Source organism: Streptomyces sp. EDA2-14, assembly GCF_054963755.1.
Window position 1 is genome coordinate 144,807 of the sequence record NZ_JBUEGE010000017.1, and the last position, 20,113, is coordinate 164,919.

At 71.0% G+C, this 20,113-nt stretch carries 16 protein-coding genes; 8 read left to right on the plus strand and 8 right to left on the minus strand.

Annotation, left to right across the window (positions count from 1 at the left end; translation table 11 throughout):
* Positions 1–261 precede the first annotated feature (261 nt).
* The gene (locus tag ACY34M_RS31640; protein WP_462721711.1) at positions 262–3,351 is read left to right on the plus strand and encodes a family 78 glycoside hydrolase catalytic domain; all 3,090 of its coding nucleotides are present in this window, start codon (positions 262–264) and stop codon (positions 3,349–3,351) included.
* Positions 3,352–3,361: 10 nt separating this feature from the next.
* On the opposite strand, the gene ACY34M_RS31645 is transcribed toward ACY34M_RS31640, so the two are convergent.
* From ACY34M_RS31645 to ACY34M_RS31675, 7 genes are read right to left on the minus strand one after another with little or no spacing between them, the layout of a single operon-like run.
* The gene (locus ACY34M_RS31645) at positions 3,362–4,399 is read right to left on the minus strand and encodes a LacI family DNA-binding transcriptional regulator (RefSeq protein WP_462721710.1); all 1,038 of its coding nucleotides are present in this window, start codon (positions 4,397–4,399) and stop codon (positions 3,362–3,364) included.
* Positions 4,392–4,712 carry an L-rhamnose mutarotase gene (locus tag ACY34M_RS31650; RefSeq protein WP_462721827.1) on the minus strand — a complete coding sequence of 107 codons (321 nt, stop codon included), beginning with the start codon at positions 4,710–4,712 and terminating at the stop codon, positions 4,392–4,394. The genes ACY34M_RS31645 and ACY34M_RS31650 overlap by 8 nt, the downstream gene beginning before the upstream one ends.
* Before the next feature lie 23 nt (positions 4,713–4,735).
* Positions 4,736–5,821, minus strand: a complete 1,086-nt coding sequence (rhaS, locus tag ACY34M_RS31655; RefSeq protein ID WP_462721709.1) for a rhamnose ABC transporter substrate-binding protein — start codon at positions 5,819–5,821, stop codon at positions 4,736–4,738.
* A gap of 52 nt (positions 5,822–5,873) precedes the next feature.
* Positions 5,874–6,875, minus strand: coding sequence for an ABC transporter permease (locus ACY34M_RS31660; protein ID WP_462721708.1), 1,002 nt, complete (start codon positions 6,873–6,875; stop codon positions 5,874–5,876).
* The gene (locus tag ACY34M_RS31665) at positions 6,868–7,923 is read right to left on the minus strand and encodes an ABC transporter permease (protein ID WP_462721707.1); all 1,056 of its coding nucleotides are present in this window, start codon (positions 7,921–7,923) and stop codon (positions 6,868–6,870) included. Before ACY34M_RS31665 ends, ACY34M_RS31660 begins: the two co-directional genes overlap by 8 nt.
* A complete protein-coding gene (locus ACY34M_RS31670) occupies positions 7,920–8,141 on the minus strand; it encodes a hypothetical protein (protein WP_462721706.1) in 222 nt (73 codons plus the stop codon). The genes ACY34M_RS31665 and ACY34M_RS31670 overlap by 4 nt, the downstream gene beginning before the upstream one ends.
* Positions 8,138–9,649: a sugar ABC transporter ATP-binding protein gene (locus ACY34M_RS31675; RefSeq protein WP_462721705.1), complete on the minus strand. Its 1,512-nt coding sequence runs from the start codon at positions 9,647–9,649 to the stop codon at positions 8,138–8,140. Before ACY34M_RS31675 ends, ACY34M_RS31670 begins: the two co-directional genes overlap by 4 nt.
* 260 nt (positions 9,650–9,909) lie before the next feature.
* Between ACY34M_RS31675 and rhaI the strand changes: the two genes are divergently transcribed.
* From rhaI to ACY34M_RS31710, 7 genes are all read left to right on the plus strand, one after another.
* Positions 9,910–11,076, plus strand: a complete 1,167-nt coding sequence (gene rhaI / locus ACY34M_RS31680) for an L-rhamnose isomerase (RefSeq protein WP_462721704.1) — start codon at positions 9,910–9,912, stop codon at positions 11,074–11,076.
* A gap of 52 nt (positions 11,077–11,128) precedes the next feature.
* A complete protein-coding gene (locus tag ACY34M_RS31685) occupies positions 11,129–13,168 on the plus strand; it encodes a bifunctional aldolase/short-chain dehydrogenase (protein ID WP_462721703.1) in 2,040 nt (679 codons plus the stop codon).
* A 126-nt stretch (positions 13,169–13,294) separates the two neighbouring features.
* Positions 13,295–14,743 (plus strand): rhamnulokinase, encoded by a 1,449-nt coding sequence (locus ACY34M_RS31690; RefSeq protein WP_462721702.1) that lies wholly within the window; start codon positions 13,295–13,297, stop codon positions 14,741–14,743.
* A 74-nt stretch (positions 14,744–14,817) separates the two neighbouring features.
* Positions 14,818–15,591: a (Fe-S)-binding protein gene (locus ACY34M_RS31695; RefSeq protein WP_462721701.1), complete on the plus strand. Its 774-nt coding sequence runs from the start codon at positions 14,818–14,820 to the stop codon at positions 15,589–15,591.
* Positions 15,588–17,066, plus strand: a complete 1,479-nt coding sequence (locus ACY34M_RS31700) for a LutB/LldF family L-lactate oxidation iron-sulfur protein (protein ID WP_462721700.1) — start codon at positions 15,588–15,590, stop codon at positions 17,064–17,066. The genes ACY34M_RS31695 and ACY34M_RS31700 overlap by 4 nt, the downstream gene beginning before the upstream one ends.
* Positions 17,063–17,710 carry a LutC/YkgG family protein gene (locus ACY34M_RS31705; protein WP_462721699.1) on the plus strand — a complete coding sequence of 216 codons (648 nt, stop codon included), beginning with the start codon at positions 17,063–17,065 and terminating at the stop codon, positions 17,708–17,710. The genes ACY34M_RS31700 and ACY34M_RS31705 overlap by 4 nt, the downstream gene beginning before the upstream one ends.
* Before the next feature lie 23 nt (positions 17,711–17,733).
* Positions 17,734–18,897: an ABC transporter ATP-binding protein gene (locus ACY34M_RS31710; RefSeq protein WP_462721698.1), complete on the plus strand. Its 1,164-nt coding sequence runs from the start codon at positions 17,734–17,736 to the stop codon at positions 18,895–18,897.
* Between the two features lie 31 nt (positions 18,898–18,928).
* Here the strand turns inward: ACY34M_RS31710 and ACY34M_RS31715 are convergent, their stop codons facing one another.
* Positions 18,929–20,101, minus strand: coding sequence for an NAD(P)/FAD-dependent oxidoreductase (locus ACY34M_RS31715; RefSeq protein WP_462721697.1), 1,173 nt, complete (start codon positions 20,099–20,101; stop codon positions 18,929–18,931).
* Between the last annotated feature and the right edge of the window lie 12 nt (positions 20,102–20,113).

A 20,113-nucleotide genomic window follows, 5' to 3' on the forward strand; every position in this document is an offset into this window, starting at 1 on the left:
GGTGAGCTGGTGCGGCAGTCGGAGTCTACGTGGCCGGATCCGTCCGGCGTTCGATACATCGGACAGCCGGGTGAATCGTTTCGGGCATCGCCTCCGCCGCGACGCCCGATAGGTGACGTACCGAGCCTCCAGCCACCCGATCCACCGGATCAGTAAAGCGGATACGCCTCGTACGTACCTCATGCACGCCCCTTGCCTCTCGCGGCGCGGACCTGAATCGTTTGAACCGGAACACCTTCACCGACGAAGGGACACCCCGAGATGCGCAGCGACATACGTCGCAGAACCGTCCTCGCCGCGACCGCGGGCGCGGTGCCCGCCATCGCGGCCGCGGCCCCCTCCGCGGCCGCGGCCCCCATCGGCCCCGCCCGACTCCCCACTCCCCCGAACGGCGCGGTGACCGGCCTCACCACCGAGCACCGCGTCGACCCCCTCGGCACCGACGCCACCCGCCCCCGCTTCGGCTGGCGGCTCGGTTCGCCCGAGCGCGGCCTGACGCAGGGCGCGTACCGGATCAGGGTGGCGTCGAGCGCCGCACGCCTCACCCGGCCGGACGTGTGGGACAGCGGACGCGTGACCTCGTCCGACTCGGTGGCCGTGCGCTACGACGGGCCCGAACTGAAGCCGTCCACCGGGTACTTCTGGTCCGTGACCGTGTGGGGCGCCGACGGCCAGGAGCTCGGCGCCTCACCCGCCGCCCGCTTCGAGACGGGCCTGCTGAGCAGCGACGGTGTCACCCGCTGGGACGGCGCCCAGTGGATCGGCATGAAGGGCAAGAAGCCCAACTCGGCGGGCGCACCGCTGCTGCGCGGCCAGACCGGGCTGCGCAAGGGCCAGGTCCGCGAGGCCCGCCTGTACGTGACGGCGCTCGGCGTCTACGAGGCGTACGTCAACGGCGAGCGCGTCACGGTCCCCGAGGGCGAGGGCCGTACGGCCGAACTGCTCACCCCGGGCTGGACCAACTACGACACCAGCGTCAACTACATGACGTACGACGTCACGGAGTCGGTCGCACGTGGCGGCCGTGACGTGACGCTCGCGGCCGTGCTCGGCAACGGCTGGTACAACGCGCGGGTCTCGGAAGGCAGCACGTACTACTCCAAGGACGGCAATCCGCTCGCCCTCAAGGCCAAGCTCCTGATCCGGTACGCCGACGGCAGCACCCAGAGCGTCGTGACAAAGCCGGGCGCCGACTGGAAGGCCACCGACACCGGCCCCTACCGCGCCGACGACATCTACGACGGCCAGACCTATGACGCCCGCAAGGAACTCACCGGCTGGACGGCGAGCGGATTCGACGCCTCGAAGTGGTCGGACGTGGAGGAGGTCGGCTACGCGGCGACGTACCCGGATGCCAAGCTGACCGCCTACCCCGGTGAGACGGCCCGCCTGATGGAGAAGTGGGACCGCACACCCGGGTCCGTGACGGTCTACTCCGAGGTCACCGGCGAGGAGTCGAGCGCCAACGGCAAGGGCCGCATCGTCCCCGACCCCGCCCGCTCCGCCAGCGGCGCACCCGGCCCGGTCACCCTGCGCCCCGGTGACACCGCCGTCTTCGACCTCGGCCAGAACATGGTCGGCGTCCCCCGGTACACGCTGCGCGGCCCCGCCGGGGCCGAAGTCGTCGTCAGGTTCGGCGAGATGCTGAACGACGACAGCAAGGGTGCGGACGGCCCGGTGGGCTCGCTCTACCGGGCCAATCTCCGCTCGGCGAAGGCCACCAGCACCTACGTCCTCAAGGGCGCGGGCGACGGCGAGACACACCAGGACTCGCTCACCTTCTACGGCTTCCGCTACGTGTCGGTGGAGGTGACCACGAAGGACGCCGAGGTCACGGTCTCGGGCCTGACCGGCAAGGTCGCCACCTCCGCGATCCGCGAGACCGGCAGCATCAAGACCAACGACGCCGACGTCAATCAGCTGATCAGCAACGTGCATTGGGGGCAGCGCGGCAACTACCTCTGGGTGCCCACCGACTGCCCGCAGCGCGACGAGCGGCTCGGCTGGACCGGCGACACCCAGGTGTTCTCGAGGACCGGCCTCTACAACACGGACTCGGTCGCCTTCCTCAGCCATTTCGAGGACATCCTGATCGAGTCGCAGAAGACGTACGGCGTCGACGCCGCCCAGTTCACGGCGGTCGCGCCCGGCAACCGGTACAACGCGGCGGAGCCGTGCAGCGGCTGGGCGGACTGCGGGGTCGTCGTGCCGTGGACGGTGTGGCAGATGAGCGGCGACCGGACCATCGTCGACCGCAGCTGGGACGCCATGGTCCGCTACATCGAATGGATCAAGGAGAAGGGCGGCGACAGCTACGCCGGGCAAGGCGCGATCTTCGCCGACTGGCTCGCCTTCCAGAACACCGGCACCCAGCTGATGAGCGACGTCTACTACGCGTACAGCGTGCGCCTCATGGCACAGATGGCGCGCGCCACGGGCCGGACCACGGAGGCGAAGGCGTACGACAGCCTCTTCGCCCGCATCCGCCGCGCCTTCATGGCGAAGTACGTCGCGGTGGAAGGTGACAGGATCACCGTACGGTCGAGCCTCGGCGGAAAGCCGGTCATGGGCGGCGATCCAGAGGACAACAGCCAGTCGGCGCTGTTGTGGGTCCTCAAGCTCGGCTTCTACGACACGCAGGCCCAACGCCGTTCTCTGGTCGGCCTGTTGGCGGACAACATCGGGAACGACGCGGCGTACAAGGCCGCCCATCCCGACAGCGCGCGCGTCGACTACGCGGAGAACACCCTTTCGGTCGGCTTCCTCGGCGTGAACGTCCTCGCCCCGGTCCTCACCGACGAGGGCCGCCCGGACCTGGCGTACGAGCTGCTGCACCAGGACGCGATGCCGTCGTGGCTGTACTCGGTGAAGAACGGCGCGACGACGGTCTGGGAGCGCTGGAACTCCTACTCCAAGGACGACGGCTTCGGTCCGGTCGAGATGAACTCCTTCAACCACTACTCGTACGGCGCGATCATGGAGTGGATGTACGCCTACATGGCGGGCATCGCAGGCGACCCCGACCACCCCGGCTTCCGGCACTTCCGCCTCCAGCCGCACCTCGACCCGACAGGGCGGATCACCGAGGTCGAGGGGCGGCACCTGTCCCCGTACGGCGAGATCACCAGCACGTGGAAGCTCGCCGACGACGGCACGCTGTCCTACGAGGCCGTGGTCCCGCCCAACACGGAGGCGACGCTGTCCCTTCCGGCGGTCGCGGCGGACGCGGTCCGCGCGGGCCGCACCCCGCTGGCGAAGGCCGACGGGGTGCGCTTCGAGGGCTTCGCCGACAAGGTGGCCACGTATCGGCTGGCTCCGGGGAGGTATCGGATGACCAGCGCGGTGCGCTGACCGACAGGCACTAGGGCACCGCGCGGCTCGACCGCCGGACCACCAGCTCCGGGCGCAGCACGATGTGTTCGTGGTGGTGGTCGGCCGCGTGGTCGCCCGTCTCCTGGAGGAGGAGGTGGGCGGCGATCGTGCCCAGGGACGTGGCCGGCTGACGGACGGAGGTGAGCGGGACCGTGGCGGCCGACGCGAACTCGATGTCGTCGTAGCCGACCAGCGACATGTCGTCGGGGACCCGGACCCCGGCCGCGTACAGGGACTGAAGGACGCCGAGGGCGAGGAGGTCGTTGGCGCAGAAGACGGCCGTGGGGCGGTGGGCGAGGCCGAGGAGACGGGCGCCCGCGTCGCGGCCCGCGGCCACGTCGAGGCGTTCCGTGGGGAGTTCGTACAGGTGGGACGGTGGCAGGCCCGCCTCGGCGAGCGCCTTGTGGGCGCCCTCGCGGCGGTCCTGCACCTGTCTGAGGTGGGGCGGGCCGCTGACGTAGGCGAGGGAGCGGTGGCCCGCGTCGACGAGGTGGCGCACGGCGAGCGTGCCGCCCGCCACGTCGTCGACCGCCACCGAGCAGCCCGGTTCGTCGCCCGCGACGCGGTCCACGACGACGTACGGGATGCCGTGGCGGCGGAAGGCGCGCAGGGTGGCGCCGCTGGGGTCGGTCGGGGTGATGAGGGCGCCGCGCACCCGCTGCTCGGCGAAAAGCGAGAGATAGTCGGCCTCCACGGCGGGGCTCTGCGCGCTGTTGCACACCATCACGCCGAGCCCGGCCTCGCGCGCGGCGCGTTCGGCGCCGCGCGCGAGGTCCACGAAGAACGGGTTGCCCATGTCGAGGACGAGCAGGGACATGATCCGGCTGTGTCCCGCACGCAGTTGGCGGGCGTATTCGCTGCGGACGTAGCCGAGCCGGGCGATCACCTGCTGGACGTGCCTGCGGGTGGGTTCGGCGACCCGGTCGGGCTGGTTGAGGACGTTGGAGACGGTGCCGACGGAGACGCCGGACTGCCGGGCGACGTCCTTGATGCCGACCGTCGGCCGGCCCCCGGCGCGCTCAGGCAAGGTGGAAGACCTCGGTGAGCGGGCGCATCGCGGCGTCGGGCGCCTGTCCGTCCAATGCCTCGAAGAACTCGCCCATTTCGGCCTGCCAGCGGGCGTTCACCTCGGTGGCGTCCATGGCGGCGCGGGCCCTGTCGAAATCCTCGGTCTCCAGGTAGCCGACGAGCAGCCCGTCCTCGCGCAGGAAGAGCGAGTAGTTGTGCCAGCCGGTGGCGGTCAGGGCATCGCGCATCTCCTGCCACACGTCCTCGTGGCGGACGCGGTACTCGTCGATGCGGTCGGCCTTGACCTTGAGCAGGAAGCAGACGCGCTGCATGTCACTCATCCCTCGCTTCCCGCTCAGAACTTGTAGTCGTCGATGTTCGACTTGTTGAAGACGGTCGGCTTGCCGAGGGTGACGACGCCGTCCTTCCCGACCGTGTACTCGCCCATGTCGCCGGCCGTGAACTTCTCGCCCGCCTTGCCGGTGATCTGCCCGGACTCCAGGGCGACGGCGGTGTGCGCGGCGAGCGCGCCGAGCTTCGCCGGGTCCCACAGCTCGAAGGCCTCGACGGTGCCGTTCTTGACATAGGCGCGCATGTCGTTCGGGGTGCCGAGGCCGGTCAGCTTGACCTTGCCCTTGTACTTGGAGCCGGAGAGGTACTGGGCGGCGGCCTTGATGCCGACCGTGGTCGGGGAGATGATCCCCTTGATCTTCGGGTGCTCCTGGAGGAGGCCCTGCGTCTGCTGGAACGACTTCTGCGCGTCGTCGTCCCCGTAGGCGGTCGTGACGAGCTTGATGTCCTTGTACTCGGGCTTCTTCAGCTCGTCCTTCATGTACGTGATCCACGTGTTCTGGTTGGTGGCCGTCTGGGCCGCCGAGAGGATCGCGATCTCGCCCTTGCCGCCGATCTGCTTGGCGATCTGCTGCACCTGGGTGCGCCCGAGGTCCTCGGCGGAGGCCTGGGAGACGAAGACGTTGCGGCAGTCGACCTTGGTGTCGGAGTCGTACGTGACGATGCTGACGCCGTTGTTCATGGCCTGCTTGAGCGCGGTGCACAGGGCGCCCGGGTCCTGCGCGGACACCGCGATGGCGTCGGCCTGCTGCTGGGTGAGGGTGTTGACGTAGGAGACCTGTCCCGAGGTGTCGGTGCCGGAGCTGGTGCCGACCTCCTTGTACGTCGAGCCGAGCTGCTGCACGGCCTTCTTGCCGCCGTTGTCGGAGGTGGTGAAGTACGGGTTGTTGACCTGCTTGGGCAGGAAGGCGACCGTGAGGCCCTTCTTGGTGGCGGCGTTCGGGTCGGCCTTGCCCGCGGTGGCGGACTTGGCGTCCTCCTTGTTGGAGTCCGACTTGGTGGTGCCGCCGCAGGCCGTGGCGCCGATGACGAGGGCGCTGGTGACGGCGAGCGCCGCGGTGAGCCGGCGGGTCCGGGAGGTCACAGACATGGGTGGGTCCTTACGTGTGGTGGGCGGGGGGAGCTGAGCGAGTGGGGGTGCCTCAAGTGGCCGCGGTGGCCGTGCGCTTGCGGGACCTGGCCTGCGCGATCTGGCGGCCGACGCGCGGCGCGAGCACCGAGATGACGAGCAGGACGCCGGTGACGACGATCTGGGACTGCGCGGAGACGTTGAGCAGGCTCATCACGTTCTGCAGCGAGCCGAGCAGGAAGACACCGGCGACGGCGCCGCCGAGCGTGCCCTTGCCGCCGTCGAAGTCGATGCCGCCGAGCAGTACGGCCGCGATGACGGAGAGTTCGAGGCCCATGGCGTTGTCGTAGCGGGCGCTGGCGTAGTGCAGGGCCCAGAAGACGCCGGTGAGCGCGGACAGCAGGCCGGTCGTCACGAACATCGAGAGCTTGAGCCGCTTGACGCGCACCCCGGCGAACCGGGCGGCCTCCTCGTTCGCACCGATCGCGAAGAGGGAGCGGCCGAAGCGGGTGGCGTGCAGGACGACGACGGCGATGGCCAGGAGGACCGCGAAGGGCAGGGCGGCGTACGGGATGAACGTGTCGCCGATCCGGTTCGCGCCGAAGTCCAGGTACTGGGAGGGGAAGTCGGTGACCGAGTCGGAGCCGAGGACGATCTGGGCGATGCCCCGGTAGGCGGCCATGGTGCCGATGGTGACGGCGAGGGACGGCAGGCCGAGGCGGGTGACGAGGAGCCCGTTGATCAGTCCGCAGACCACGCCGAGCAGCAGGCAGAGCGGGATGATCGTCTCGATGGCCATGCCGTTGTTCCACAGCGCGCCCATCACCGCGCCGGACAGGCCGACCGTGGAGCCGACGGACAGGTCGACCTCGCCGGAGATGACGAGCATCGTCATCGGCAGCGCGATGATCGCGATGGGCAGTGTGTTGCCGATCAGGAACGACAGGTTCAGCGCGTTGCCGAAGTTGTCGACGAACGCGAACGAGCAGAGCAGCAGCACGATCAGCAGGGCGCCGACGGCGGTGTCCCAGCGCACCACGCTTTTCAGGGAGTCGGCCTTGAGGGAGTCAGGCATGGCGGGCGCTCCTCATCTGTGCGGCCTGCTTGCGCAGCACTGCGGCGACGCGCAGCGCGACGATCCGGTCGACGGCGATGGCGAGCAGCAGCAGGATCCCGTTGATGGCGGTGACCCAGACGGAGCTGACGCCGATGGCGGGCAGCACGCTGTTGATGGAGGTCAGCAGGAGTGCGCCGAGGGCCGCGCCGTAGACGGTCCCGGCGCCGCCGGTGAAGGCGACGCCGCCGACGACGACGGCGCTGACGACGGTGAGTTCGTAGCCGTTGCCGGTACCGGAGTCGACGTTGCCGAAGCGCGCCAGGTACAGGGCGCCCGCGAGTCCGGCGAGCGCGCCGCACAGCACGTACGCGGTCATGATCCGCTTGCGGACGGGGATGCCGGCGAGGTTCGCGGCCTCGGGGCTGGAGCCGAGCGCGTACATCTCGCGGCCGCTGCGGTAGCTGCGCAGGTAGTAGCCGACGCAGAGCAGGACGGCGACGGCGAGCAGCGCCAGGTAGGGCACGATCCAGATGCCGTCGTGGCCGAAGTCGACGAATCCGTCGGGCAGGTCGGCGGCGACGATCTGCTGCGAGCCGACCCAGATCGAGTCGAGACCGCGCACCACGTACAGCGTGCCGAGCGTGACGACGAGGGCGGGCACCTTGCCGAGGCTGACGAGCGCGCCGTTCAGGACACCGAAGAGGGTGCCGATGACGACGGCGTACACGACGGCGACCAGCGGGTTGCCGCCGCTCTGGAGGTAGTCACCGGCGGCGAAGGCGGAGATGCCGAGCACCGAGCCGACGGACAGGTCGACGTTGCGGGTGATGACGACGACGGCCTGGCCGGTGGCGACGAGGACGAGGATCGTGGCGTTCAGCAGGAGGTCCTTGACGCCCTGCTGCGAGAGGAACTCCGTGTTGGACACCTGCGTGGCGAGCAGCATCACGACGAGCACGGCGGCGACGGCGAGTTCTCGCGCCTTGAACACCTTGTCGAGCAGCCGCCGTCCGGCGGTGGGCGGTGGCGCGGCGTCCTCGCGTACGGGTGGTGCGGTGATGGTCATGCGACGCTCCTAGCGGTGTGCACGGGTGCGGGCAGCGCGCGGCCCGCACCGGCCGCGGCGGGCAGCAAGCGGCCCTTGCCGGCCATGGCAAGCCGCACGGGCCCGGCGGTCGCGCGGGCGTCCTCCGACGCGGTGCACGGCCACCGGACGCGGGCGGTGCGCGTGGTGCGCACCTCGGCGTGCCGGGAGGCGGCACCCGGGTTCCTCGCAGAGTTCACGCCGCCCTCCCCGTCGCCGCGGCCATCACGGACTCCTCGTTCGCCTCGGCGCGGGACAGTTCCGCGGCGAGGCGTCCTTCGTGCATGACGAGCACCCGGTCGGCCATTCCGAGGATCTCCGGGAGGTCCGAGGAGATCATCAGGACGGCGACGCCCTCGGCCGCGAGCGAGGACAGCAGTCGGTGCACCTCGGCCTTCGTGCCGACGTCGATGCCGCGCGTGGGCTCGTCCACGATGAGCACCTGCGGGCCCGTGGCGAGCCACTTGGCGAGGACGACCTTCTGCTGGTTGCCGCCGGACAGCGTGCCGACGACATCGGCGATGCGCGCGTACTTGACCTGGAGCTTCACCGCCCAGTCGAGGGACCGGCTGCGCTCTGCCCTGCGGTTCATCAGGCCCGCGCGGGAGGTGTCGGCGAAGCCGGTGAGCCCGATGTTGCGCTCGATGGACATGTCCATCACGAGGCCCTGGGCCCGCCGGTCCTCGGGGACGAGGGCGAGGCCCGCGTGCATCGCGAGGCTCGGCGCGCCGGGCTTGAGCTTCTGCCCGAGCACGTCCACGGTGCCGCCGTCGAAGCGGTCGACGCCGAACACGGCGCGGGCCACTTCGCTGCGGCCCGCCCCGACCAGTCCTGCGAGGCCGACGATCTCGCCGCGCCGCACCTCGAACGACACGTCGGTGAACACACCCTCGCGGGTCAACCGGTGCACCTTGAGGGCCACTTCGCCGAGTTCGGTGTCCTGCTTGGGGTACAGCTCGTCGAGGTCGCGGCCGACCATGCGGCGCACCAGTTCGTCCTCGGTGAGCCCGGCGACCGGTTCGCTCGCCACCCACGCGCCGTCGCGGAGCGTCGTCACCCGCTGGCACAGCTCGAAGATCTCTTCCAGGCGGTGCGAGATGAAGAGGACGGCCGCGCCCTGTTCGCGCAGCGTCCGTACGACGCCGAAGAGGCGGGCCACCTCGCTGCCGGTGAGCGCGGCGGTCGGCTCGTCCATGATCAGCACGCGGGCGTCGAAGGACAGCGCCTTGGCGATCTCGACGAGCTGCTGGTCGGCGATGGACAGGCCACGGGCCGGCTGGTCCGGGTCCAGCTCGACGCCGAGCCGCTTGAACAGGGCCGCCGTCGCCTCCTTGACGGAGGCGTGGTCGACGCGGCCGAAGGAGCGGCGCGGCTGGCGGCCCATGAAGATGTTCTCGGCGATCGACAGGTCGGGGAAGAGCGTCGGCTCCTGGTAGATGACGGCGACACCGGCGTCGCGGGCGTCGGCGGGGCCGTGGAACTCGACCGGGGAGCCGTCGAGCAGCACCGTTCCGGTGTCCGGGCGGTGCACCCCGGCGAGGGTCTTGATGAGCGTGGACTTCCCCGCGCCGTTCTCCCCGGCGAGGGCGTGCGCCTCACCGGCGTGCAGGCTCAGGGACACACCGCGCAGGGCGCGCACCGCGCCGAAGGACTTGCTCACCTCCTCGAGGGCGAGCACCGGAGCGCTCTCCGGTTCAGGTGGCGTCATGACTGGTCTCCAGGGGTCGAAGGGCACCCGGCGTGAAATGTTTCAGTGAAACGTTCCGGAAGCTAGCCACGGCCGGCCGGGCAGGTCAAGGGGTCGGAGCGACCCGAATACGACGACGTGCAACACGATTCCGTAACGCGAGAGAGTCGCGGTCGACCCCCTTGACGGGCCCCGTCGGGGGCACTAGTTTCGCTGCGCAATGAATCGATTCACAGTCGATTCATCAGCCGGCTCGCAGACCCGTGTACTCAGAGGTGGACATGCCTGACATCGCTGCCGTGAAGGCCGCACTCGCCAACCAGCGGATCGAGACGCCGTCCTGGGGCTACGGCAACTCCGGCACCCGGTTCAAGGTGTTCGCCCAGGCCGGTGTGCCGCGCACGCCGCAGGAGAAGCTGGACGACGCGGCGAAGGTGCACGAGTTCACCGGCATCGCCCCGAAGGTCGCGCTGCACATCCCGTGGGACAAGGTCGACGACTACGCGGCGCTGTCCGCGTACGCGAAGGAGCGCGGGGTCGAGCTCGGCACCGTCAACTCCAACACCTTCCAGGACGACGACTACAAGCTCGGCAGCGTCTGTCACCCGGACCCGGCGGTGCGCCGCAAGGCCGTCGACCACCTCCTGGAGTGCGTCGACATCATGGACGCCACGGGCTCCAAGGACCTGAAGATCTGGCTCGCCGATGGCACCAACTATCCGGGGCAGGACGACATCGTGGCCCGCCAGGACCGCCTGGCCGAGTCCCTCGCCGCCGTATACGAGCGGCTCGGCGACGACCAGCGCCTGCTCCTGGAGTACAAGTTCTTCGAGCCGGCCTTCTACACGACGGACGTGCCGGACTGGGGCACCTCGTACGTGCAGTGCCTGAAGCTGGGCGAGAAGGCGCAGGTCGTGGTCGACACCGGGCACCACGCGCCGGGCACGAACATCGAGTTCATCGTGGCGCTGCTGCTGCGCGAGAAGAAGCTCGGCGGCTTCGACTTCAACTCCCGCTTCTACGCGGACGACGACCTGATGGTGGGCGCCGCCGACCCGTTCCAGCTGTTCCGCATCCTGCACGAGGTCGCGAAGAACGGCGGTTTCGAGCCCGAGACCAATGTGGCGTTCATGCTCGACCAGTGCCACAACATCGAGGCGAAGATCCCGGCGGTCATCCGTTCCGTGATGAACGTCCAGGAGGCCACGGCGAAGGCGCTGCTCGTGGACCGCGAGGCACTGAGCGCGGCGCAGGCGGCGGGCGACGTCCTGACCGCGAACTCCGTGATCATGGACGCGTACAACACGGACGTGCGGCCGCTGCTCGCCGAGTGGCGCGAGGAGCGCGGGATGAACGCCGATCCGGTCGCCGGATACGCCGCGTCCGGGTGGCAGGAGCGGATCGCGGCCGAGCGGGTCGGCGGGGAGCAGGCGGGGTGGGGCGCGTAACCACCTCCTCGCAGTCCTCCGCAGTCAACTCCCCAGGAATTTAGGACCTTTCATGGCTACGCACCCTCAGGTCGCCGCCCTCCTCGACCGCTCGAACCGGCTCGGCGCCGACCCCCGCAACACCAATTACGCCGGCGGCAACACGTCCGCCAAGGGCTCCGGGACGGACCCGGTCACCGGCGGCGACGTCGAGCTGATGTGGGTCAAGGGCTCGGGCGGCGACCTGGGCACGCTCAAGGAGAGCGGGCTGGCGGTCCTGCGCGTGGACCGGCTCAAGGCGCTCACCGAGGTGTACCCGGGCGTGGAGCGCGAGGACGAGATGGTCGCCGCGTTCGACTACTGCCTGCACGGCAAGGGCGGCGCAGCGCCGTCCATCGACACCGCCATGCACGGCCTGGTGGACGCGGCCCACGTCGACCATCTGCACCCGGACTCCGGCATCGCGCTGGCCTGCGCCGCCGACGGGGAGAAGCTGACCGCCGAGTGCTTCGGCGAGAAGGTCGTGTGGGTGCCGTGGCGGCGCCCCGGCTTCCAGCTCGGCCTGGACATCGCCGCCATCAAGGCCGCCAACCCGCAGGCCGTCGGCTGCATCCTCGGCGGTCACGGCATCACCGCGTGGGGCGACACGGCCGAGGAGTGCGAGGCCAACTCGCTGTTCATCATCCGCACCGCCGAGAGCTTCCTCGCCGAGCACGGCAAGGAGGAGCCCTTCGGTCCCGTCGTCGAGGGGTACGCGGCGCTGGGCGCGGCCGAGCGCCGGGAGCGGGCCGCCGAGCTCGCCCCGCTGATCCGGGGCCTGGCGTCCACGGACCGCCCGCAGGTGGGCCACTTCGACGACTCGGGCGCCGTCCTCGACTTCCTGGCCTCCGCCGAACACCCGCGGCTCGCCGCCCTCGGCACCTCCTGCCCGGACCACTTCCTGCGCACGAAGGTCCGCCCGCTCGTCCTCGACCTGCCGCCGACGGCCGAACTCGACGCCGTGGCCGAGCGGTTGACGGAGCTGCATGCCGCGTACCGCACCGAGTACGCCGCGTACTACGAGCGGCACGCGACGCCCGACTCCCCCGCGATGCGCGGCGCGGATCCGGCGATCGTGCTGGTGCCCGGCGTCGGCATGTTCTCCTTCGGCAAGGACAAGCAGACGGCGCGCGTGGCGGGCGAGTTCTACCTCAACGCCATCAACGTGATGCGCGGCGCCGAGGCCGTCTCCACGTACGCGCCCATCGAGGAGTCGGAGAAGTTCCGCATCGAGTACTGGGCGCTGGAGGAGGCCAAGCTCCAGCGCATGCCGAAGCCGAAGCCGCTCGCCACGCGAGTGGCCCTGGTGACCGGCGCCGGCTCCGGCATCGGCAAGGCCATCGCGCACCGGCTCGTCGCGGAGGGTGCGTGCGTGGTCGTCGCGGACCTCAACGCGGACGGCGCGGCGGCGGTCGCCGAGGAGCTGGGCGGTGCGGACAAGGCGGTCGCTGTGACCGTCGACGTCACGTCCGAGGAGCAGATCGGGGGCGCCTTCAAGGCGGCGGCGCTCGCCTTCGGCGGCGTGGACCTCGTCGTCAACAACGCGGGCATCTCCATCTCGAAGCCACTGCTCGAGACCACGGCGAAGGACTGGGACCTCCAGCACGACATCATGGCGCGCGGCTCGTTCCTGGTCTCGCGCGAGGCGGCGCGGCTGATGCGGGCGCAGGGCATGGGTGGCGACATCGTCTACATCGCGTCGAAGAACGCGGTGTTCGCGGGCCCGAACAATGTGGCGTACTCGGCGACCAAGGCCGATCAGGCGCATCAGGTGCGGCTGCTCGCCGCCGAGTTGGGCGAGGACGGCATCCGCGTCAACGGCATCAACCCCGATGGCGTGGTGCGCGGCTCCGGGATCTTCGCGGGCGGCTGGGGTGCGAAGCGCGCCGCGGTGTACGGGGTGGAGGAGGAGAAGCTGGGCGAGTTCTACGCGCAGCGGACGCTGTTGAAGCGGGAGGTGCTGCCGGAGCATGTCGCGAACGCGGTGTTCGCCCTGACCGGCGGGGACCTCACGCACACGACGGGGTTGCACGTACCGGTGGACGCGGGGGTCGCGGCGGCGTTCCTGCGCTGACGGCGTCCTGCCCGCGTGGCCGGGGTGCGCTCGACCGCACCCCGGCCACGGGGCTCCACCCCGGACCCCGCTGCTCGAACGCCGCAGGGGCTCAACATTGCCCACCCTCCCCCTCGGAGCCCGCACATGCCCACCACCCCCTCCCCCTACGCCGCGATAGACCTGGGCGCCTCGAGCGGCCGGGTCATGACGGCTCGCGTCACGGCGGACGGTCTGAGCCTCACGGAGGCCCACCGGTTCCCGAACATCCCGGTCCGTACCCCGGACGGCCTGCACTGGGACATCCTCGGGCTGTACTCCGGGATTCTGGAGGGGCTGCGCAAGGCCGGCCAGGTGCGGTCGATCGGCATCGACAGCTGGGCCGTGGACTACGGACTGCTCGACGCGGACGGCGTCCTCCTCGGAAACCCGTACCACTACCGGGACAGCCGCACGGACCACGCGGCCGAGAAGCTGTGGGCGACGATCCCGCCGCGGGAGCTGTACGCCGCGACCGGCCTCCAGTACGTCCCGTTCAACACGATCTACCAGCTCACAGCCGCACGCGACACGGCACAACTCGCCTCCGCTCGGCGCCTGTTGATGATTCCGGACCTCCTCTCCCACTGGCTGACGGGACAGCAGGGCACCGAGCTGACCAACGCGTCCACCACCCAGCTCGTCGACCCGCGCACCGGCGACTGGGCGCACGGCATCGCGGCCCGCGCGGGCGTCGACGTGAACCTGTTCGCCCCGATCCGCCGCCCCGGCGACCCGGCGGGCGAACTCCTCCCCCACGTGCTCGACGAAACGGACCTCACCGGTCCCGTCCCGGTCACCACGGTCGCCTCGCACGACACGGCATCCGCCGTGGCCGCGGTCCCGGCGACCGAGGAGAACTTCGCGTACATCTGCACCGGCACCTGGTCCCTCGCGGGCCTCGAACTCGACGCCCCCGTCCTCACGGAGGAGAGCCGCGCCGCGAACTTCACGAACGAGCTCGGCATCGACGGCACGGTCCGCTACCTGCGCAACATCATGGGCCTGTGGCTGCTCCAGGAATGCCAACGCGACTGGGGTCAGCCGGACTTGGGGGACCTACTCGACTCCGCAGCGAAGTCGGCACCGCTGCGCTCGGTCGTCGACGCGGGCGACCCCGCGTTCCTGCCGCCCGGCGGCATGCCGGACCGGATCGCCGCCGCCTGCCGCGCCACCGGCCAGCCGGAGCCCCGCACCCGCGGCGAACTGACCCGTTGCATCCTCGACTCGCTCGCCCTCGCCCACCGCCGCGCCGTCGAGGACGCGGCCCGCCTCGCCGACCGCCCCGTGGACGTCGTGCACATCGTCGGCGGCGGCGCCCGGAACGCGCTGCTGTGCCAACTCACCGCCGACGCCTGCGGGCTGCCGGTCGTGGCGGGCCCCGCGGAGGGCGCCGCGCTGGGCAACGTACTCGTTCAGGCGCGCGCCGACGGCGTCATCGGCGACCGGGCCGCGATGCGCCGCCTCGTCGCCGACACTCAGCCGCTCGCCCGCTACGAGCCGAGCGGCGACCGTGCGGCCTGGGACGCGGCGGCGGCACGCGTGCGCACCCCGTGACCCGCCCCCGTCCACGACGTACGCTGCATCCGACCGATGATCACCGACGAATCCGACCGACCGAAGGGGCCCCGATGCGTGTCGCGCTCTTCCTGACCTGTGTCAACGACACGCTCTACCCGGACACGGGGCGCGCCGTCGTGAAGCTCCTGAACCGGCTCGGCGTCGACGTCGACTTCCCGGCCGCGCAGACCTGCTGCGGACAGCCGCACTACAACACCGGCTACCGCCGCGAGGCCGAGCCACTGGCCACCCACTACGCCGACACCTTCGGCCCCGGACTCGCCTCGGGTGATTACGACGCAATCATCACGCCGTCCGGATCGTGCGCCGCGATGGTCCGCGAGCTGTACCCACGGATGGGCGAACGGGCCCGCTCGGAGGGGCGTGGCGGCCGACTCGCGACCACGCTCGCGCCCGTGGCGCCGAAGACGTACGAGCTGACCGAGTTCCTGGTCGACGTGCTGAAGGTGACCGATGTCGGCGCGTACTACCCGCACAAGGTGACGTACCACCCCACCTGCCACGGCCTGCGCTCCCTCGGACTCGGCGACCGGCCCACCCAACTGCTCAGTGAGGTCCGGGGACTTGAGCTGGTGGAGCTGCCGGGGGCCGCGGAGTGCTGCGGCTTCGGCGGCACCTTCGCCGTCAAGAACGCGGACGTCTCGACGGCGATGGGCACCGACAAGGTGCGCAACGCCGAGTCGACCGGCGCGGACGTGCTGTGCGCCGCCGACAACTCCTGCCTGATGCACATCGGCGGCACCATGTCCCGCCTGAAGGTCGGCATGCGTCCTGTCCACATCGCCGAGATCCTGGCCAGCACCGAAGAGGAGCCCCTGGTATGAGCGGCACATTCGTCGGGATGCCGGCCTTCCCCGAGGCCGCGCACGACGCCGTGCGGAACACCACCCTGCGCGCCAACCTGAAGCACGCCACGCACACCATCCGCGACAAGCGCGCCCGCGCCGTCTCGGAGCTGGACGACTGGGCGCGCCTGCGCCAGGCGGGCAAGGAGATCAAGGACCACACGCTGCACCACCTGGAGCACTATCTGGTCCAGCTGGAGGAGTCCGTGCAGGCGGCGGGCGGCACCGTGCACTGGGCGCGCGACGCGGACGAGGCCAACCGGATCGTGGCCGGACTCGTACAGGAGACCGGCGAGACGGAGGTCGTCAAGGTCAAGTCGATGGCCACGCAGGAGATCGGCCTCAACGAACACCTCGAGGCCGAAGGCATCAACGCCTACGAGACCGACCTCGCCGAGCTGATCGTGCAGCTCGGCCACGACAGGCCCTCGCACATCCTGGTCCCGGCCATCCACCGCAACCGGGGCGAGATCCGCGACATCTTCGAGAAAGAGATGGGCAGTTGGGGCCGCCCGGCCCCCGAGGGCCTCACCGACACCCCCGCCGAGCTCGCCGAGGCGGCCCGACTGCACCTGCGCGAGAAGTTCCTGCGCGCCAAGGTCGGCATCTCCGGCGCCAACTTCATGGTGGCCGAGACCGGCACGCTGGTCGTCGTCGAGTCCGAGGGCAACGGCCGGATGTGTCTGACCCTGCCCGAGACACTGATCTCGGTCGTCGGCATCGAAAAGATCGTGCCGACGTGGCAGGACCTGGAGGTCTTCCTCCAGACGCTCCCCCGCTCCTCGACGGCCGAGCGCATGAACCCGTACACGTCCACATGGACGGGCACGACCGACTCCGACGGCCCGCAGACCTTCCACCTGGTCCTCATCGACAACGGCCGCACCGACACCCTCGCCGACGAGGTGGGCCGCCAGGCGCTGCGCTGCATCCGCTGCTCGGCGTGCCTGAATGTCTGCCCGGTGTACGAGCGGGCCGGCGGCCACGCGTACGGATCGGTCTACCCGGGCCCCATCGGCGCCATCCTCAGCCCGCAACTGCGCGGCACGGGCAGCGAGATCGACGCCTCGCTCCCCTACGCGTCGTCACTGTGCGGCGCCTGTTACGAGGTGTGTCCCGTGGCCATCGACATCCCCGAGGTGCTCGTCCACCTGCGCGAGCGGGTCGTGGCGGGCGGTCCCGCCACCCGGCAGGGCAACAAGGTGATGCTGCGGCCCGCCAAGGGCCACGCCGCGGAGCGCGCGGCGATGCGCGCCGCGACCTGGGCGTTCACCCACCCGGCGGCCCTCGCCACCGGCCAGCGCCTCGCCTCGCGCACCCGCCGCTTCCACCCGCGTACGGTGCCGGGCCCCGGCAAGGCGTGGACGGCGTCCCGCGATCTGCCGAAGGTGCCCGCGGAACCCTTCCGCGACTGGTGGAAGCGGACCAACGGCGGCAAGGAGAGCAGCAAGTGAGCAGCAGGGACGTGATCCTGGGCCGGGTGCGGCGCGCGCTCGGCGGCCCGGTCGGGGCTCCGGAGACGTACGGGACGGACATCGACCGGGGCTATCTGCGCGAGCACGGGAACCGGACGACGGAACAGACGGTGGAACTCCTCGCGGAGAACCTCGCGGACTACCGGGCGATCGTGCACCGCGCCTCCGGCGACGAGCTTCCGGCCGTCGTCGCGCGGCTGCTCGCCGAGCACGGGTCGCGGACCGTGGCGGTGCCGGCCGGGCTGCCGGCCGGCTGGCTGGGCGACGCGGAGGCGGCGCGTGTCCCCGACAGCGCCGAGAACACCCCCGCCGAACTCGACCGGGTCGACAGCGTCGTCACCGCCTGCGCCGTCGCGGTCGCCGAGACCGGCACGATCGTCCTCGACGGCTCGCCCGATCAGGGCCGCCGCCGCATCACCCTCGTGCCCGACCACCACATCTGTGTCGTACGCGTCCCCGACCAGGTGGTCTCCTCGGTCCCGCAGGCCCTCTCACGCCTTGACCCGACCCGTCCGCTCACCTGGATCTCGGGCCCGTCCGCGACCAGCGACATCGAACTCGACCGGGTGGAGGGCGTGCACGGACCGCGCACCCTGGAGGTCGTTCTGGTGAGCGGTGGCTGAAGGGCGCGACTAGCGTTGGTGACATGATCCGGTTCGACCATGTCACCAAGCGGTACGCGGACGGCACGACGGCGGTGGACGACCTCTCGTTCGAGGTGGACGAGGGCGAACTGGTCACGCTCGTCGGCCCTTCCGGCTGCGGCAAGACCACCACGATGATGATGGTCAACCGGCTGATCGAGCCGACGTCGGGTCACATCCACGTCGAGGGCGAGGACATCTCGGGCGTCGACCCGGTGCAGCTGCGCCGCCGCATCGGCTACGTCATCCAGCAGGTCGGCCTCTTCCCGCACCGCACGATCCTGGACAACACGGCGACCGTGCCCGCGCTCATCGGCTGGAAGAAGTCCAGGGCCAGGGCGCGCGCCGCCGAACTGCTCGATCTGGTGGGCCTGGACCCGTCCACGTACGGGAACCGCTACCCGGAGCAGCTGTCGGGCGGCCAGCGACAGCGGGTCGGGGTCGCCCGTGCCCTCGCCGCCGATCCGCCGGTGCTCCTGATGGACGAACCGTTCGGCGCGGTCGATCCGGTGGTGCGCGAGCAGTTGCAGGACGAGTTCCTGAAGATGCAGGCGGCCGTCCGCAAGACGGTCCTCCTGGTCACGCACGACATCGAGGAGGCGGTGCGGCTCGGCGACCGCATCGCGGTGTACGGGCAGGGGCGCATCGAGCAGTACGACACGCCGGGCGCGGTGCTCGGCTCGCCCGCGACGCCGTACGTCGCCGAGTTCGTCGGCGCGGACCGGGGCCTGAAGCGCCTGTCGGTCACCGAGATCGAGCCGGACGACCTGGAGCAGCCGTCGGTCGCCCGCTTCGACGAGTCGCCCGCCCGGGTCGCCGCCCGGATGCGGGAGGACGGGGTGCGGTGGGCGGTCGTGCTCGACGAGGAGGGCGATCTGCACGGCTGGATCGGCGTCGACGAGGCGTCCCTGGCCGGTCCTGACGGCCGGGTCGGCGATCTCGCGCACCGGATGCGGGCGTGGGTACCGGTCGGCGCCCCGCTCAAGCAGGCGTTCGGGGTGATGCTCCAGCACGACGCGGGCTGGGTCGCGGTCCTCGACGGCGCCCGCTTCCTCGGCGTTCTGACTCCGGCGAAGCTGCACGAGGCGCTGCGGCGGTCGGTGGACGCGGATGCGCAGGGCGTGGGGCGGGACGAGGTGGAGTTCGACTCGGTGTCGGACGCCTGATCGGGCGCCGTCGGGTCGAGTGAACATAACCCTAAGGTTGAGGTCGAGAGTCCGCTCCATGCCGGTCCGCGTGGCGGTTCATCGCCCGTAGATTCTCGTCTTGCACATCGCCGTCGATCGCCCGGTCGGGTCGGTACGCGTCCAGCTCCTCGGCCGCCCGCCCGCTCGTGATCTCCTGCGCGGCGAGCCGGCCGAGCACCGGGGCGAGCGTCACCGCGCTGTGGGACACCACGTGGTAGAGACCTGGCGCCGCTTCCGCCTCGCCGACCAGCGGCAGCCCGTCCAGCGGCACGGGCCGTACGCCGATCCGCGCGTCGGCGATCCGGGCAGCGCCCAGGCCCGGCACGACCGTGCTGGCCCGCTGGTGCAGTTCCTGCGGCAGGCTTTCGGCCGCGGTCCCGTCCAGGCGGGCGTCGACCTCCCAGGACAGGGCGAGCACGCCGCCGTCCGCCGTGGGCCGCAGGTCGATGCCGGGCGCGGCGAGGATCGCGGTCAGCGGCTCCTCGGCCAGCGGTGCGCTCTCGGCGACGAGCCCCGGCACGTGCCGCAGCGGCAGCCGTGCCCCGGCGAGTGCGGCGATCTGGTCGGCGGCGGGTCCGGCGCAGTTCACGACGACGTCCGCGCCCCAGCTCCGTTCCCCCGCCTCCGCCCCGACGACCTTCTGGCCGCTGCGGAGCAGGCCGGTGACGCGGGTGCCGTAGTGCGCCTTGGCGCCGAGCCGTACGGCCGCGTCCAGCAGGGCGTGCACCAGGCGCGGCGCGTCGAACCAGGCGGTGCCGGTGTGCACGACGACCTCGTCGACGGCGCAGGCGGCGGAGTCGACGGCGGGCGCGAGTTCGCGCAGCACGGAGGCCGGGGCGCTGCGGCAGTCGTGGCCCCATTCCCGTGCCCGTGAGGCCCGCTCGCGCAGGGCGTGCTGGGCGGTGTCGCTGTCCGCCCATTGCACGAGCGGCACCGGATGCCGCCAGTTGGGCCCCTCCAGTTCCTCCGCGAGGGCGCGGTGTCCTTCGGAGCCCTGACGGTTCAGGCGGTAGTAGGAGTGCGGGGTCTTCAGGTGGGTGACATCGGCGGCGAAGGTGGCACGTGAGGTGCCGGACGCGGGCCCGGCCTCCTCCAGGACGACGACCTCGGTGCCCGCGCGGGCGAGGTGGTAGGCGACGCAGGCGCCCAGTACGCCCGCCCCGACGACGACGGCTCGATTCATACGGCTTCCTGT

Coding starts and splice junctions, on each gene's coding strand:
- ACY34M_RS31675 (WP_462721705.1), bottom strand. CDS start 9,649: ATGACGCCACCTGAACCGGAGAGCGCTCCGGTGCTCGCCCTCGAGGAG.
- ACY34M_RS31715 (WP_462721697.1), bottom strand. CDS start 20,101: ATGAATCGAGCCGTCGTCGTCGGGGCGGGCGTACTGGGCGCCTGCGTC.
- ACY34M_RS31690 (WP_462721702.1), top strand. CDS start 13,295: ATGCCCACCACCCCCTCCCCCTACGCCGCGATAGACCTGGGCGCCTCG.
- ACY34M_RS31700 (WP_462721700.1), top strand. CDS start 15,588: ATGAGCGGCACATTCGTCGGGATGCCGGCCTTCCCCGAGGCCGCGCAC.
- ACY34M_RS31665 (WP_462721707.1), bottom strand. CDS start 7,923: ATGACCATCACCGCACCACCCGTACGCGAGGACGCCGCGCCACCGCCC.
- ACY34M_RS31710 (WP_462721698.1), top strand. CDS start 17,734: ATGATCCGGTTCGACCATGTCACCAAGCGGTACGCGGACGGCACGACG.
- rhaI (WP_462721704.1), top strand. CDS start 9,910: ATGCCTGACATCGCTGCCGTGAAGGCCGCACTCGCCAACCAGCGGATC.
- ACY34M_RS31640 (WP_462721711.1), top strand. CDS start 262: ATGCGCAGCGACATACGTCGCAGAACCGTCCTCGCCGCGACCGCGGGC.
- ACY34M_RS31650 (WP_462721827.1), bottom strand. CDS start 4,712: ATGCAGCGCGTCTGCTTCCTGCTCAAGGTCAAGGCCGACCGCATCGAC.
- rhaS (WP_462721709.1), bottom strand. CDS start 5,821: ATGTCTGTGACCTCCCGGACCCGCCGGCTCACCGCGGCGCTCGCCGTC.
- ACY34M_RS31685 (WP_462721703.1), top strand. CDS start 11,129: ATGGCTACGCACCCTCAGGTCGCCGCCCTCCTCGACCGCTCGAACCGG.
- ACY34M_RS31695 (WP_462721701.1), top strand. CDS start 14,818: ATGCGTGTCGCGCTCTTCCTGACCTGTGTCAACGACACGCTCTACCCG.
- ACY34M_RS31660 (WP_462721708.1), bottom strand. CDS start 6,875: ATGCCTGACTCCCTCAAGGCCGACTCCCTGAAAAGCGTGGTGCGCTGG.